This window comes from Streptomyces sp. NPDC018026 (genome assembly GCF_044327745.1).
GTDB classification, from domain to species: Bacteria; Actinomycetota; Actinomycetes; order Streptomycetales; family Streptomycetaceae; genus Streptomyces; species Streptomyces rubrogriseus.
Genome location: NZ_JBIRFY010000017.1, coordinates 31,991 through 44,639 on the forward strand (window position 1 = coordinate 31,991; position 12,649 = coordinate 44,639).

Consider the following 12,649-nt stretch of genomic DNA (forward strand, 5'->3'; position numbering starts at 1 on the left):
AGTGGATTCGTGATGACCCGTTCCGTGCGCCGGATCCGCCGGACGCTTCAGGTGACCGGCGCGGGTGCCACCGCGCTGGTCGCCCTGAGTGCCTGCTCGTCGTCGGACTCCGGTGCGGACTCCTCGGGCGGCGGTGCGCAGGGGCTGTCCGGGACCGTGAACGTCTTCGCCGCGGCCTCGCTGACGGAGAGCTTCACCGAGCTGGGCGAGGAGTTCGAGAAGCAGCACCCCGGTACCGAGGTCGTCTTCAACTTCGGCGGCAGCGACTCGCTCGCCGCGGGCATCACCAGCGGGGCACCGGCCGACGTGTTCGCCGCCGCCAGCCCCAGGACCATGAAGGTCGTCACGGACGCGGATGCCGCCGCCGGGACGCCGGCCACCTTCGTCCGCAACCGGCTGGAGATCGCCACCCTGCCGGGCAACCCGGACAAGGTCGCCTCCCTGAAGGACCTCACCGGGGACGGCCTGAAGGTCGTGCTGTGCGACGAGGCGGTGCCGTGCGGAGCCGCCGCCCGGAAGGCGCTCACCGCCGCCGGCCTGAAGCTCACCCCGGTCTCCTACGAGGAGGACGTGAAGTCGGCGCTCAACAAGGTGGTCCTCAAGGAGGCCGACGCTGCGGTCGTCTACCGGACGGATGTGAGGGCGGCCGGTGACAAGGTGGCGGGCGTGGAGTTCCCCGAGTCGGCGAAGGCCGTCAACGACTACCCGATCACCCTGCTCAAGGACGCCCCCAACGCGGACGTCGGCAAGGCGTTCATCGAGCTGGTGCGGTCCGCCGAAGGGCAGAAGGTCCTGACCGGGGCCGGGTTCACGGCGGCGCCGTGACCACCCCGCACAAGGCCGGTGCCGCGGCCGGCCCCCGCCCGGGAGGGCCTCGGCGGCGCCGCCGGGTCCCGGGCGGTGCGCCCCTGCCGCTGCTCGTGCCCGCGCTGCTCGGCCTGGCGTTCCTGGTGCTCCCCCTCGTCGCCCTGCTGATCCGGGCCCCGTGGGCGAGCATGCCCGAGCTGCTGACCAGTACCGAGGTGTGGCAGGCGCTGCGCCTGTCGCTGATCTGCGCGACGGCGGCGACCGTGGTGAGCATGGTGATCGGCGTGCCGCTGGCCTGGCTGCTGGCCCGGGTGGAGTTCCCCGGACGCGGCCTCGTCCGGGCCCTGGTGACGCTGCCGCTGGTGCTGCCGCCGGTGGTGGGCGGTGTCGCCCTGCTCATGGCACTGGGCCGCAACGGCGTCGTCGGGCAGTGGCTGGACTCCTGGTTCGGGATCACGCTGCCGTTCACCACCACCGGGGTGATCCTCGCGGAGGCGTTCGTGGCGATGCCGTTCCTCGTCATCAGCGTCGAGGGCACCCTGCGCGCCGCCGATCCCCGCTACGAGGAGGCGGCCACCACCCTCGGCGCCTCCCGCTTCACCGCGTTCCGGCGGGTCACGCTGCCGCTGATCGCGCCCGGGATCGCCGCCGGTGCCGTGCTGGCCTGGGCGCGGGCGCTCGGCGAGTTCGGGGCGACGATCACCTTCGCGGGGAACTTCCCCGGCCGCACTCAGACCATGCCGCTGGCGGTCTACCTCGCCCTGCAGAGCGACCCGGAGGCGGCCGTCGCCCTCAGCCTGGTCCTGCTGGCCGTGTCCGTCGCCGTACTCGCCGGACTGCGCGACCGCTGGATGACCGCCTCATGACCGGCACCAGGAAGAACGAGGGGACCGACGAAGGGCTCGACGCGCGGCTCGTCGTCGAGCGGGGCGGCTTCCGCCTCGACGTGGCCCTGACCGCGGCCCCCGGCGACGTCGTCGCGCTGCTCGGCCCGAACGGCGCCGGGAAGACCACCGCCCTGCGCGCCCTCGCCGGTCTCGTCCCGCTCTCGGACGGCCATCTGCGGCTCGACGGCGCGGAGTTGGACGGTACGCCCCCGGAGTCCCGGCCGGTCGGAGTCGTCTTCCAGGACTACCTGCTCTTCCCGCACCTGACCGCGCTCGACAACGTGGCCTTCGGGCCGCGCTGCCGGGGCGCGACCAAGGCGCAGGCCCGGACGCGGGCCGCCGCCTGGCTGGAGCGCCTGGGTCTCGCCGGGCACGCCGCCGCCAAACCGCGCCGGCTCTCCGGCGGTCAGGCCCAGCGCGTCGCCCTCGCCCGCGCCCTGGCCACCCACCCCCGGCTGCTGCTCCTCGACGAACCGCTCGCGGCCCTCGACGCCCGCACCCGCCTCGACGTCCGCGCGCAACTCCGCCGCCACCTGGCCGACTTCGAGGCCGTCGCCGTACTGGTCACGCACGACCCGCTGGACGCCATGGTCCTCGCCGACCACCTCGTCGTCGTCGAGGACGGCCACGTCGTCCAGGAGGGCGCCCCCTCCCACATCGCGCGCCGCCCGCGCACGGACTACATCGCCCACCTGGTCGGGCTCAACCTCTACCGGGGCCGGGCCGAGGGCCACACCGTACGGCTCGACGACGGGCCCGCGATCACGACCACCGAGGAGCTGACCGGGCCGGTCTTCGTCGCCTTCCCGCCCAGCGCCGTCACCCTGCACCGGGAGCGCCCCACCGGCTCCAGCGCCCGCAACGTCTGGCGCTGCGAAGTGGCCGGTCTGGAGACCCACGGCGACCAGATCCGCGCCGACCTGGCCGGCGAACTCCCCCTCGCCGCCGACCTGACCACGCTCGCCGCCGCCGAACTGGACCTGCACCCCGGCGTCACCGTCTGGGCCACGGTGAAGGCCACCCAGACACACGCCTACCGCGACTGACGCGTGGGCCCCGTTCCGACCCGTCGGCCCCCGCGTCCGCGGTCGCGGTCGGGCCTCAGGGCGTGTACAGCGACTGCACCCTGGTGACCCGCCCCTGGCCGTCGAAGCTCAGATCGAAGCCGAGGACCGCGCGGTCCGAGGAGGGCCGGGCCGTCAGGCGGCGGACGAACTCGTCCTGGGCATACGCGGCGGGGTGCTTCGCGTCGCCGAGCGGGACCGACAGGAGCACCTGCGCGTCCTCGGTCATGCTCACCTCGGTGTAGGGCCCCTCGCCCGGGACGATCACCCATGCCTCGAACTGGGGATGGGGCTTCTTCTCGGCGGGCCGCACCGACAGGTAGGTCCGTCCGTCGGCGGTCCGGGCGTCGTCGATCTGCACGAACTGCTTGGTGCCGGCCCAGCGGGCCGCGGTGGCGCTCGGCTCGGTACTCGGCTCGGTGCTCGGGGCCGTCCCGTCCGGCGACGGAGCGGACGGCGCCGAGGTCACGGACACGGTGGCGGTGGCAGTGGCAGTGGCAGTGGCGGTGGCGGTCTGCCCGTCGTCCGGTCCGTCGTCCGGTCCGCCGCCGCACCCGGTGAGGGCCAGCAGGCCGACGGTGAGGACGGTGAGGGCGGTGAGGCAGCGGACGGTGGTGGTCCGGCGGTGTGCGACGCGCATGGTGAAGTCCCCCCAAGGACGTGGTGCGTTCTGGATACGCACTCTCTACGCGCCGGCCCACCCGGCGGGTTGCATCGCGTCGCGAATTGTTCGCCCGCCGCCGCCGACGACCCGTCCGGCACCCCCTACGGCACCCGCGGGGTCAGTCGCCGAGCCAGTACGCCTCCCGCAGCGAGTGCACTCGGCCCTCGCCGTCGTAGTCGATCGCGAAGGCCCACTTCCGTCCGGCGGCCAGCGGGTCCAGCAGCTCGTCCAGTCGCAGGTCCGCCGGGTTCCCGCCGGACAGCCGCCGCGCCTCGACCGGCGTCCCCCGCGGCAGGGTCAGCGTGTGCGTCCCGCCCGTGGGCGTCGCCCCGCCCCGCGCGGTACGCAGCGGCTCGACGGTGACCCGCACCGTGTCGCCCTCGGCCACCGCGTCGTACACATAGGCCAGTTCCTCGGCGTACTCCGCTCCCCGAGCGGGCGTCGGCGGCACGAAGGGCGAAGCGGTCGCCGTCGGCACGACGGCGGGCGGCTCGGGGTCCCGGGCGGCCCGGACCAGCGACAGGCCGCCCAGGGCCACCGCCGCGGCCAGCAGCGCGCCGCCGGACGCCAGTGCGGCCCGCCTGCGGCGCAGGCGCTGCTCGCCGCGCGCCCGGATCCGCTCCGGGGCCGGCGGCACCGCGTGCCGGCGGCCCGACTCGGCGAGGTCCGCCAGGGACTCCTCCAGCCTGTCAGCCATGTCGCACCTCCGGCAGGCGACTCGTCCGCGGATCCAGCTCGGTGTCGGACAGCAGCCGGGCCAGCGCCGCCCGGCCCCGGCTCAGCTGCGCCTTGACCGTACCGACCGGGCTGCCGACCTCGGCGGCCACCTGCTCGACCGTCAGGTCGCACAGGTGGTGGAGCACCACGGCCCGTCGTTGCGCCTCGGGTATCCGCCGCAGCGCCTGGACCAGCAGCACATGGTGCGGTTCCGGGGGCGGAACGGCGGCCGGCGGGCCCTGGCGCCGGGCGAAGGCGAGCGCGGTGCGCACCTTCCGCCACCGGCTGACCGCCAACCGCCAGGCCACCGTGCGCACCCACGCCTCGGGGGCACCGTTCAGGTCCAGCTCGGTCCGCCGTTCCCAGGCCCGGGCGAAGGCCTCCTGGACCACGTCCTGGGCCTCGGCGAGGTCGCCCGTCATCGCGTACAGGTGCCCGATGAGCCGGCCGACGCTCTCGGCGTAGAAGGCGTCGAACTCGTGCGTGTCCGCACCCCGGCCGGTGCTCGGTTCGTCTGGTGGTCGCATGTCTCCCCCGTCAGGCTGCACGGTGCCACCCGACCGCCCTCCGGTACAAGAAGCCCGTGTCGTTGGCCGATCGCCGAGCAGGTCGCGCCGTGGCCCGTCGAGTTGTCCGCGAACTCCCCCGGGATTGTCCGTGATCGGTAACGGAGGGATCCCGCGGCGGGTTTCTCCCGTCCTGTCATGTGGTCCCCGACGTGATCGGGGACCGGCGGCGGGCGACTACGCGAAGGCGGGGCGGCGGACATGGCACGGCACGGTGGTGGGCGGGGCTGGTACGGCAAGGTGGTCGGGGCGGCGCTCGGTGTGACGGTGCTCGCCGTGGGCGCCTCGGTGTGGACCGCGCAGGCCGACTCCGTCGGCGACGGCGCGGCGCCGCGGGCGTCCGCGTCGGCCACGCCGGGCGGCGACGCCAAGCCCGTCGACATCAGCATCGCGCACGCCTCGGAGGCGGGGCCGCGCGGCGTGAACATCACCATCGACGACGGCCCCGACCCCGCCTGGACCCCTCAAGTGCTCGACCTGCTGAAGGAGTACGGCGTCAAGGCCACCTTCTGCATGACGGGCCTTCAGGCCGAGGCCCACCCGGACCTCGTGAAGGACGTCGTCGCGGCCGGGCACCGGCTGTGCGACCACACGGTGTCGCACGACACCACCATGGACAAGAAGTCCGAGGCCTACCAGTCCAAGGAGATCCTCGACGCCGAGCGCATGATCACCGAGGCGTCCGGGGGCGTGCGGCCGGTGTACTACCGTGCCCCCGGCGGGGCGTTCACCCCCTACAGCCGCAAGCTCGCCGCCTCCCACGGCATGCGCCCGCTGGGCTGGAACGTGGACACCAAGGACTTCGAGCGGCCGGGTACCGACGCCATCGTCGCCACCGTCAAGCGGGAGCTGTCCAACGGCCCGACCATCCTCTTCCACGACGCCGGGGGCGACCGCACCCAGACCGTGGAAGCCCTGCGGCAGGTGCTGCCCTGGCTGAAGGAGCAGGGCCGCACCTTCGGCTTCCCGGTGCGCTGAGCCGGCCCCTCGTTCAGACCGTCGGGACCGGCTCCGGGGTGCGGGACGCCACCGGGCGGCGGCGGGTCGGGACGCCGAGGGTCGGGTTGGCGACGCCCCAGGCGGCCGACTTGCAGACGAGTTCCTTGTAGAGGGCGGCGAGCCGTCCGGTCAGGGCCGCGCGCACGGCCCGGTCGTCGGCGGTGACGTACTGGATCAGGCCCTGGCCGCGGCCCAGCGAGATGCACTGGTTGAAGTAGCGCGGCGTCACGTTCGGCAGCTTCCCGCCGGTCAGCCGGGCCGCGATGGCGTCGGCGGCCTGCCAGGCGGTGGGCACGCCCGAGGCGCACGACATCCGCAGCGGCTTGTCGCCGGGGCCCGCCGCCAGCGCCGCGTCGCCGACCGCGTACACGTCCGGGTGGGACACCGAGCGCATGGTCCCGTCGACGACGATCCGGCCGGTGTCGGTCACGTTCAGCGTGGTGGCGCTCGCCAGGGGGTGGACGGCGAAGCCGGTGGTCCACACCGTGACGTCGGCCGGGACGGACGTGCCGTCGGCGGTGACGACGTGGTCCGCGGCCACGGCCGTGACGGCGGCGTTCTCGTGTGCCGTGATGCCCAGGGTGGTGAAGACCTTCCGCAGGTGACGGCGGCCCTTGGGGGAGAGCCAGTCGCCGAGTTCGCCGCGGGCCGTGAGCGACACATCGAGGTCCGGGCGGGCCTCGGCGATCTCGGACGCGGCCTCCAGGCCGGTGAGCCCGCCGCCGACGACGACCACGGTACGGCCGGCCTCCAGCCCCGCCAGGCGTTCGCGCAGCCGGAGCGCTCCCGGGCGGCCGGCCAGCTCGTGGGCGTGCTCCGCCGCACCGGGGACGTCCTGCGGGTTCCAGGCGCTGCCGAGGGCGTAGACGAGGGTGTCGTAGACCAGTTCACCGGTGCCGTCCTCGTCGGTGACGGCGACGGTCCTGCGGTCGGCGTCCACGCCGGTGACCTTCGCGATCCGCACCTCGACCCCGGTCTTCGCGAACATCTCGTCGAGCGGCCGGGCCCTGAGGTCCTGGCCGACGGCGAGCTGATGCATCCTGACCCGTTCGACGAAGTGGGGCTCGGCGTTGACGAGGGTGATGGCCGCGTCCTCGCTCCGCAGCCGCCTGGCGAGACGGCCGGCGGCGACGGCTCCGGCGTATCCGGCGCCCAGGACGACGATGCGGTGCCGCGGGGTGTGCTGCATGACGTGCTCCCTTGTCTCCGGCCGCCGGCGCTCTCTCTCCGGCGGAACTCGCCCCTTGAACCGGGCAGCCCGCCGATTCCTGACAGGGGTGGGGAGTGACGCGCACCACATTCCGGCCGGGGGCGCGCGGGGAGGAGCGGCGAGGTCCGGGAAGACCCGGGAGATCCGGGTCAGCTCCGGGTCAGATCCGGAACAGGGGTTCCCCGTGCTCGCCGGCCTCCCAGCGGCGGGCGGCGCGTTCGAGCTTGTCGGGGTTGACCTGGTTGCGGACGCCCGCGACCCCCTCGGGGGTGACCTCCAGGCACATGATCCCGATGACCCGGCCGTGCACGACGGCCACCAGGGCGGGGTCGCCGTTGGCGGTGGCGGCGTGGATCTCGGCCGGACCGCCGGTGAGCTCGCGCTTGGCCCTGCCGGGCTTGAACAGCCCCCGCAGGAACGTCGCCACGGCGTGGGCGCCCTCGAACGCCTTGGCGCGGGCCGGCACCTTCCCGCCGCCGTCGCCGATCGACACGGCGTCCCGGGTGAGCAGCTCGACCAGCGGTTCGGTACGGCCGCTGGTGGCCGCCGCGAGGAACTCGTCGACGATCCGCCGGGCCGCGGCCTCGTCGACCTCGGTACGGGCCCTGCCCTGCGCGACGTGCTTCCTGGCCCGGTGCAGGGTCTGCTGGCTGGCGTCCTCCGTGATGTCGAGGATCGCGGCGATCTCCCGGTGCGCGTACCCGAAGGCCTCACGCAGGACGTACACCGCCCGCTCGGCCGGTGAGAGCCGCTCCAGCAGGGCGAGGACCGCCAGGGAGACCGACTCGCGCTGCTCGGCCGTCTCCGCGGGGCCGAGCATCGGGTCCCCGGCGAGCAGCGGCTCGGGCAGCCACTGGCCCACGTAGGTCTCCCGGCGGGCGCGGGCCGAGGTGAGCTGGTTGAGGCACAGGTTGGTGAGGACCTTCGTCAGCCAGGCCTCGGGAACCTCGACGCGTGCGACGTCGGCCGCCTGCCAGCGCAGGAACGTCTCCTGCACGGCGTCCTCCGCCTCGCTCGCCGAGCCGAGGAGGCGGTAGGCGATGGCCTCCAGACGGTGCCTGGAGGCCTCGAACCGTTCCACGTCGCTCACGGTCAGGGCCATGGCCCGGATTCTAACCGCGGCTCAGTGCCCGGCCCCCGGCGCCACCAGTTCCCCGAGCGCGATGTTGAGTTCCAGGACGTTCACCCGCGGTTCGCCGATGAAGCCGAGAGTGCGGGGGGTGGTGTGCTCGTCGACGAGCTTCTGGACGCGGTCGGCGGGCAGGCCGTTCTTCGCGGCGACCCGGTGCACCTGGAGGTCGGCGTACCGCGGGGAGATGTCCGGGTCCAGGCCGGAGCCGGAGGAGGTGACGGCGTCCGCGGGCACGTCCTCGGGCCGCACGGGGTGTCCGGGCACGGAGTTGTCCTTGACGACGGCGGCCTTGGCGTCCTTCACCCACTGGAGGAGCTCCGGGTTGTCGGCGGAACGGTTGGTGGCCCCGGACAGGATCAGCTCGTACTGGGTGTTCACGGTGTTGGTGCCGAGGCCGTTGGCCGGGCGGCCCTGGAACCATTTCAGGTCCGGCTCCGGGGTGTCCTGGCCCTCCTTCAGCGGCAGGTTGTAGGACTGGCCGATGAGGGAGGAGCCGACGACCTTCCCGCCCGCCTCGGTCTCGGAGCCGTTCGCGTTCCCGGGGAACAGCCCCTGGGCGACGCCGGTGACGACGAGCGGGTAGACGATGCCGGTGACCACGGTCAGGACGAGCAGGGCGCGCAGGCCCGCCGTGAACAGCCGGGCGGCGTTGGTCAGGGAAGTGTTCATGTCGGTCAGCCGATCCCGGGGATGAGGGAGACGATCAGGTCGATGAGCTTGATGCCGAGGAACGGGGCGACCAGCCCGCCCAGTCCGTAGACGCCGAGGTTGCGGCGCAGCATCCGGTCGGCGCTCATGGGCCGGTAGCGCACGCCCTTCAGCGCGAGCGGCACCAGCACGACGATGATCAGCGCGTTGAAGATCACCGCGGACAGGATCGCGGAGTCCGGGGAGGACAGGCCCATGATGTTGAGCTTGTCCAGGCCCGGGTAGACGGCCGCGAAGAGCGCCGGGATGATCGCGAAGTACTTGGCGACGTCGTTGGCGATGGAGAACGTCGTGAGCGCCCCGCGCGTGATCAGCAGTTGCTTGCCGATCTCGACGATCTCGATCAGCTTGGTGGGGTTGGAGTCGAGGTCGACCATGTTGCCGGCCTCCTTGGCGGCCGACGTGCCGGTGTTCATCGCCACGCCGACGTCCGCCTGGGCCAGCGCGGGGGCGTCGTTGGTGCCGTCGCCGGTCATCGCGACCAGTTTGCCGCCGGCCTGCTCGCGCTTGATGAGGGCCATCTTGTCCTCGGGCGTGGCCTCGGCGAGGTAGTCGTCCACGCCCGCCTCCTCGGCGATCGCCCGGGCCGTCAGCGGGTTGTCGCCCGTGATCATGACGGTCTTGATGCCCATCCGGCGCAGCTCGTCGAACCGCTCGCGCATGCCCTGCTTGACGACGTCCTTGAGGTGGACGACGCCGAGGACGCGGGCGCCGCGCTCGTCCTCGACGGCGACGAGCAGCGGTGTGCCGCCCGCCGCGGAGATGCGCTCGACCGCCGTGTCCGCGTCCTCGGTCACCGAGCCGCCGCGCTCCCGGACCCAGGCGACGACGGAGCCCGCCGCGCCCTTGCGGACCTTGCGGCCGTCGGCGTCCACACCGGACATGCGGGTCTGGGCGGTGAACCCGATCCATTCGGCGCCGACGAGTTCACCTTGGTGGCGCTCGCGCAGGCCGTACTTCTCCTTGGCGAGGACCACGATCGAGCGGCCCTCGGGCGTCTCGTCGGCGAGCGAGGAGAGCTGGGCGGCGTCGGCGACCTCGGCCGCCGTCACACCGCCCACCGGCACGAACTCGGCCGCCTGCCGGTTGCCCAGCGTGATCGTGCCGGTCTTGTCGAGGAGCAGCGTGGAGACGTCACCGGCGGCCTCGACCGCGCGGCCGGACATCGCCAGCACGTTGCGCTGCACCAGGCGGTCCATGCCCGCGATGCCGATCGCGGAGAGCAGGGCGCCGATCGTGGTCGGGATGAGGCAGACCAGCAGGGCCACCAGCACGATCATGTCCAGGTGGGTGCCCGCGTAGTCGGCGAACGGCGGGAGGGTGGCGCAGGCCAGCAGGAAGACGACGGTCAGCGAGGCCAGCAGGATGTTGAGCGCGATCTCGTTCGGCGTCTTCTGCCGGGCCGCTCCCTCGACCAGGCTGATCATCCGGTCGATGAAGGTCTCGCCCGGCTTCGTGGTGATCCGGACGACGATGCGGTCGGAGAGCACCTTGGTCCCGCCGGTGACCGCGGACCGGTCGCCGCCGGACTCGCGGATGACGGGTGCCGACTCGCCGGTGATCGCCGACTCGTCAACCGAGGCGACGCCCTCGACGACGTCGCCGTCGCCGGGGATGACGTCCCCGGCCTCGCAGACGACCAGGTCGCCGACCGTGAGCGCGGTGCCGGGCACCGTGGTGCCGTCGGCGCGGTGGGCGACGGTGTCGGTCTTGGCCTTGCGCAGGGTGTCGGCCTGGGCCTTGCCGCGGCCCTCGGCGACCGCCTCCGCCAGGTTGGCGAAGAGCACGGTCAGCCAGAGCCAGGCGCTGATCGTCCAGCCGAACCAGTCACCGGGATCGGTGAAGGAGAAGGCCGTGGTCAGCACGGAGCCGACGAGGACGACGAACATGACGGGCGACTTCACCATCACCCGCGGGTCGAGCTTGCGGAACGCGTCGGGCAGCGACTTGACCAGCTGCTTGGGGTCGAAGAGTCCCCCGCCGACGCGGCCCTGACCGGGCTGGTGCCCGGAGGGTGCGTCGTCGTGCGGCGCCCGGGCCGGGGTGGTTGTGGACATCGCGTTCCCTTGGTTCCACGGGTCGGTCTTGTGCGTGTCGGTGTTCATGCCGCCAGCCCTTCGGCGAGCGGGCCCAGGGCGAGGGCCGGGAAGTAGGTCAGACCGGTGATGATCAGTACGGCGCCGACCAGCAGGCCGGCGAAGAGCGGCTTCTCGGTGCGCAGCGTGCCCGCGGTGGCGGGAACGGGCTGCTGCCGGGCCAGCGAGCCCGCGAGCGCCAGGACGAACACCATCGGCACGAACCGGCCCAGCAGCATGGCGAGGCCGAGGGTGGTGTTGAACCACTGGGTGTCGGCGTTCAGGCCCGCGAAGGCCGAGCCGTTGTTGTTCGAGGCGGAGGTGTAGGCGTACAGGATCTCGGAGAAGCCGTGCGCCCCGCTGTTGGTCATCGAGTCGCCCGGGGTGGGCAGGGCCATCGCCGCGGCCGTGAACACCAGGACCAGGGCCGGGGTGATCAGGATGTAGCAGGCGGCGAACTTGATCTCGCGGGTGCCGATCTTCTTGCCCAGGTACTCCGGGGTGCGGCCGACCATGAGCCCCGCGATGAACACCGCGATGACCGCCATGACCAGCATGCCGTAGAGCCCGGACCCGACGCCGCCGGGCGCGATCTCGCCCAGCATCATGCCGAGCATGGTGATGCCGCCGCCGAGCCCGGTGTAGGAGGAGTGGAAGGAGTCCACCGCGCCGGTCGAGGTGAGGGTCGTGGTCACCGCGAAGAGCGACGAGCCGCCGATCCCGAAACGCAGCTCCTTGCCCTCCATCGCGCCGCCGGCCGCCTGCAGCGCGGGGCCGTGGTGGGCGAACTCGGTCCACATCATCAGGGCGACGAAGCCGACCCAGATGGTGGCCATCGTCCCGAGGATCGCGTAACCCTGGCGCACCGAGCCGGTCATGACGCCGAAGGTCCGGGTCAGCGCGACCGGGATCAGCAGGATCAGGAAGATCTCGAACAGGTTGGTGAACGGCGTCGGGTTCTCGAAGGGGTGGGCGGAGTTGGCGTTGAAGTAGCCGCCGCCGTTGGTGCCCAGCTCCTTGATCACCTCCTGCGAGGCGACCGCGCCCCCGTTCCACTGCTGCGGCGCGCCCAGGAACTGGCCGACCTCGTGGATGCCGGAGAAGTTCTGGATGACGCCGCAGGCCACCAGGATCACCGCGCCGACCAGGGCGATCGGCACCAGGACGCGGACGACCCCGCGGACCAGGTCGGCCCAGAAGTTGCCCAGTTCACCGGTGCGGGACCGCGCGAAGCCGCGCACGAGGGCGACGGCGACGGCGATGCCGACGGCCGCCGAGACGAAGTTCTGCACGGCCAGACCGGCGGTCTGCACGACGTGGCCCATGGCCTGCTCGCCGTAGTACGACTGCCAGTTGGTGTTGGCGACGAAGGACGCGGCGGTGTTGAACGCCTGGTCCGGGTCGATGGAGGCGAAGCCGAGCGAGCCGGGCAGCACGCCCTGGAGCCGCTGGAGCAGGTACAGGAAGAGGACCCCGGCGAGGGAGAAGGCGAGGACGCCGCGCAGGTAGGCGGGCCAGCGCATCTCCGTGTCCGGGTCCGCACCGATGCCCTTGTAGATCCACTTCTCGACCCACAGGTGCTTGGGCGAGCAGTAGACACGGGCCATGTAGTTGCCGAGGGGGACGTAGGCGAGCGCCAGCGCGGCCATGAGGGCGAGCAGCTGGAGCACGCCGGCGAGGACGGGGCTCATGCGGTGCTCAGAACCTCTCCGGGTGGATCAGGGCGAGGACGAGGTAACCGAGCAGGGCGACGGCCACGATCAGGCCGACGATGTTCTCCGCGGTCACAGCTTCGTCACCCCCTTGGCGACAAGGGCCAC

Annotated in this window: 13 protein-coding genes; 4 read left to right on the forward strand and 9 right to left on the reverse strand. The window is 72.8% G+C overall.

Features of this window, described 5'->3' with window-relative positions; genetic code table 11:
- The first annotated feature begins 12 nt into the window (after positions 1–12).
- From modA to ACH4D3_RS35475, 3 genes are read left to right on the forward strand one after another with little or no spacing between them, the layout of a single operon-like run.
- A complete protein-coding gene (gene modA, locus ACH4D3_RS35465) occupies positions 13–825 on the forward strand; it encodes a molybdate ABC transporter substrate-binding protein (RefSeq protein ID WP_398331096.1) in 813 nt (270 codons plus the stop codon).
- A complete protein-coding gene (locus ACH4D3_RS35470; protein ID WP_398331099.1) occupies positions 822–1,673 on the forward strand; it encodes an ABC transporter permease in 852 nt (283 codons plus the stop codon). Before modA ends, ACH4D3_RS35470 begins: the two co-directional genes overlap by 4 nt.
- The gene (locus ACH4D3_RS35475; protein ID WP_398331101.1) at positions 1,670–2,740 is read left to right on the forward strand and encodes an ABC transporter ATP-binding protein; all 1,071 of its coding nucleotides are present in this window, start codon (positions 1,670–1,672) and stop codon (positions 2,738–2,740) included. The genes ACH4D3_RS35470 and ACH4D3_RS35475 overlap by 4 nt, the downstream gene beginning before the upstream one ends.
- Positions 2,741–2,795: 55 nt before the next feature.
- Here the strand turns inward: ACH4D3_RS35475 and ACH4D3_RS35480 are convergent, their stop codons facing one another.
- From ACH4D3_RS35480 to ACH4D3_RS35490, 3 genes are all read right to left on the reverse strand, one after another.
- Positions 2,796–3,398, reverse strand: coding sequence for a hypothetical protein (locus ACH4D3_RS35480; protein ID WP_398331104.1), 603 nt, complete (start codon positions 3,396–3,398; stop codon positions 2,796–2,798).
- A gap of 142 nt (positions 3,399–3,540) precedes the next feature.
- Positions 3,541–4,119 carry a hypothetical protein gene (locus ACH4D3_RS35485; protein ID WP_398331107.1) on the reverse strand — a complete coding sequence of 193 codons (579 nt, stop codon included), beginning with the start codon at positions 4,117–4,119 and terminating at the stop codon, positions 3,541–3,543.
- Entirely contained in the window at positions 4,112–4,666 is a 555-nt protein-coding gene (locus ACH4D3_RS35490; RefSeq protein ID WP_398331110.1) for a SigE family RNA polymerase sigma factor, read from the reverse strand. The genes ACH4D3_RS35485 and ACH4D3_RS35490 overlap by 8 nt, the downstream gene beginning before the upstream one ends.
- A gap of 240 nt (positions 4,667–4,906) precedes the next feature.
- Here ACH4D3_RS35490 and ACH4D3_RS35495 point away from each other — a divergent pair, with 240 nt between their 5' ends.
- Positions 4,907–5,683 (forward strand): polysaccharide deacetylase family protein, encoded by a 777-nt coding sequence (locus tag ACH4D3_RS35495; RefSeq protein ID WP_398331113.1) that lies wholly within the window; start codon positions 4,907–4,909, stop codon positions 5,681–5,683.
- A 13-nt stretch (positions 5,684–5,696) separates the two neighbouring features.
- On the opposite strand, the gene ACH4D3_RS35500 is transcribed toward ACH4D3_RS35495, so the two are convergent.
- The 6 genes from ACH4D3_RS35500 to kdpF all read right to left on the reverse strand — a co-directional run bounded on the left by ACH4D3_RS35500 (position 5,697) and on the right by kdpF (position 12,617).
- Positions 5,697–6,893: an NAD(P)/FAD-dependent oxidoreductase gene (locus ACH4D3_RS35500; protein ID WP_398331116.1), complete on the reverse strand. Its 1,197-nt coding sequence runs from the start codon at positions 6,891–6,893 to the stop codon at positions 5,697–5,699.
- Between the two features lie 181 nt (positions 6,894–7,074).
- Positions 7,075–8,016: an RNA polymerase sigma factor SigJ gene (gene sigJ / locus ACH4D3_RS35505; RefSeq protein WP_398331119.1), complete on the reverse strand. Its 942-nt coding sequence runs from the start codon at positions 8,014–8,016 to the stop codon at positions 7,075–7,077.
- 21 nt (positions 8,017–8,037) lie between these two features.
- Positions 8,038–8,715, reverse strand: coding sequence for a potassium-transporting ATPase subunit C (locus tag ACH4D3_RS35510; protein WP_398331122.1), 678 nt, complete (start codon positions 8,713–8,715; stop codon positions 8,038–8,040).
- A 5-nt stretch (positions 8,716–8,720) separates the two neighbouring features.
- On the reverse strand, positions 8,721–10,859 hold the full coding sequence (kdpB, locus tag ACH4D3_RS35515; RefSeq protein ID WP_398331125.1) for a potassium-transporting ATPase subunit KdpB: 2,139 nt from the start codon (positions 10,857–10,859) through the stop codon (positions 8,721–8,723).
- On the reverse strand, positions 10,856–12,520 hold the full coding sequence (kdpA, locus tag ACH4D3_RS35520; protein WP_398331128.1) for a potassium-transporting ATPase subunit KdpA: 1,665 nt from the start codon (positions 12,518–12,520) through the stop codon (positions 10,856–10,858). The genes kdpB and kdpA overlap by 4 nt, the downstream gene beginning before the upstream one ends.
- A 7-nt stretch (positions 12,521–12,527) precedes the next feature.
- Positions 12,528–12,617, reverse strand: a complete 90-nt coding sequence (kdpF, locus tag ACH4D3_RS35525) for a K(+)-transporting ATPase subunit F (RefSeq protein WP_037922167.1) — start codon at positions 12,615–12,617, stop codon at positions 12,528–12,530.
- Positions 12,618–12,649: the final 32 nt, after the last annotated feature.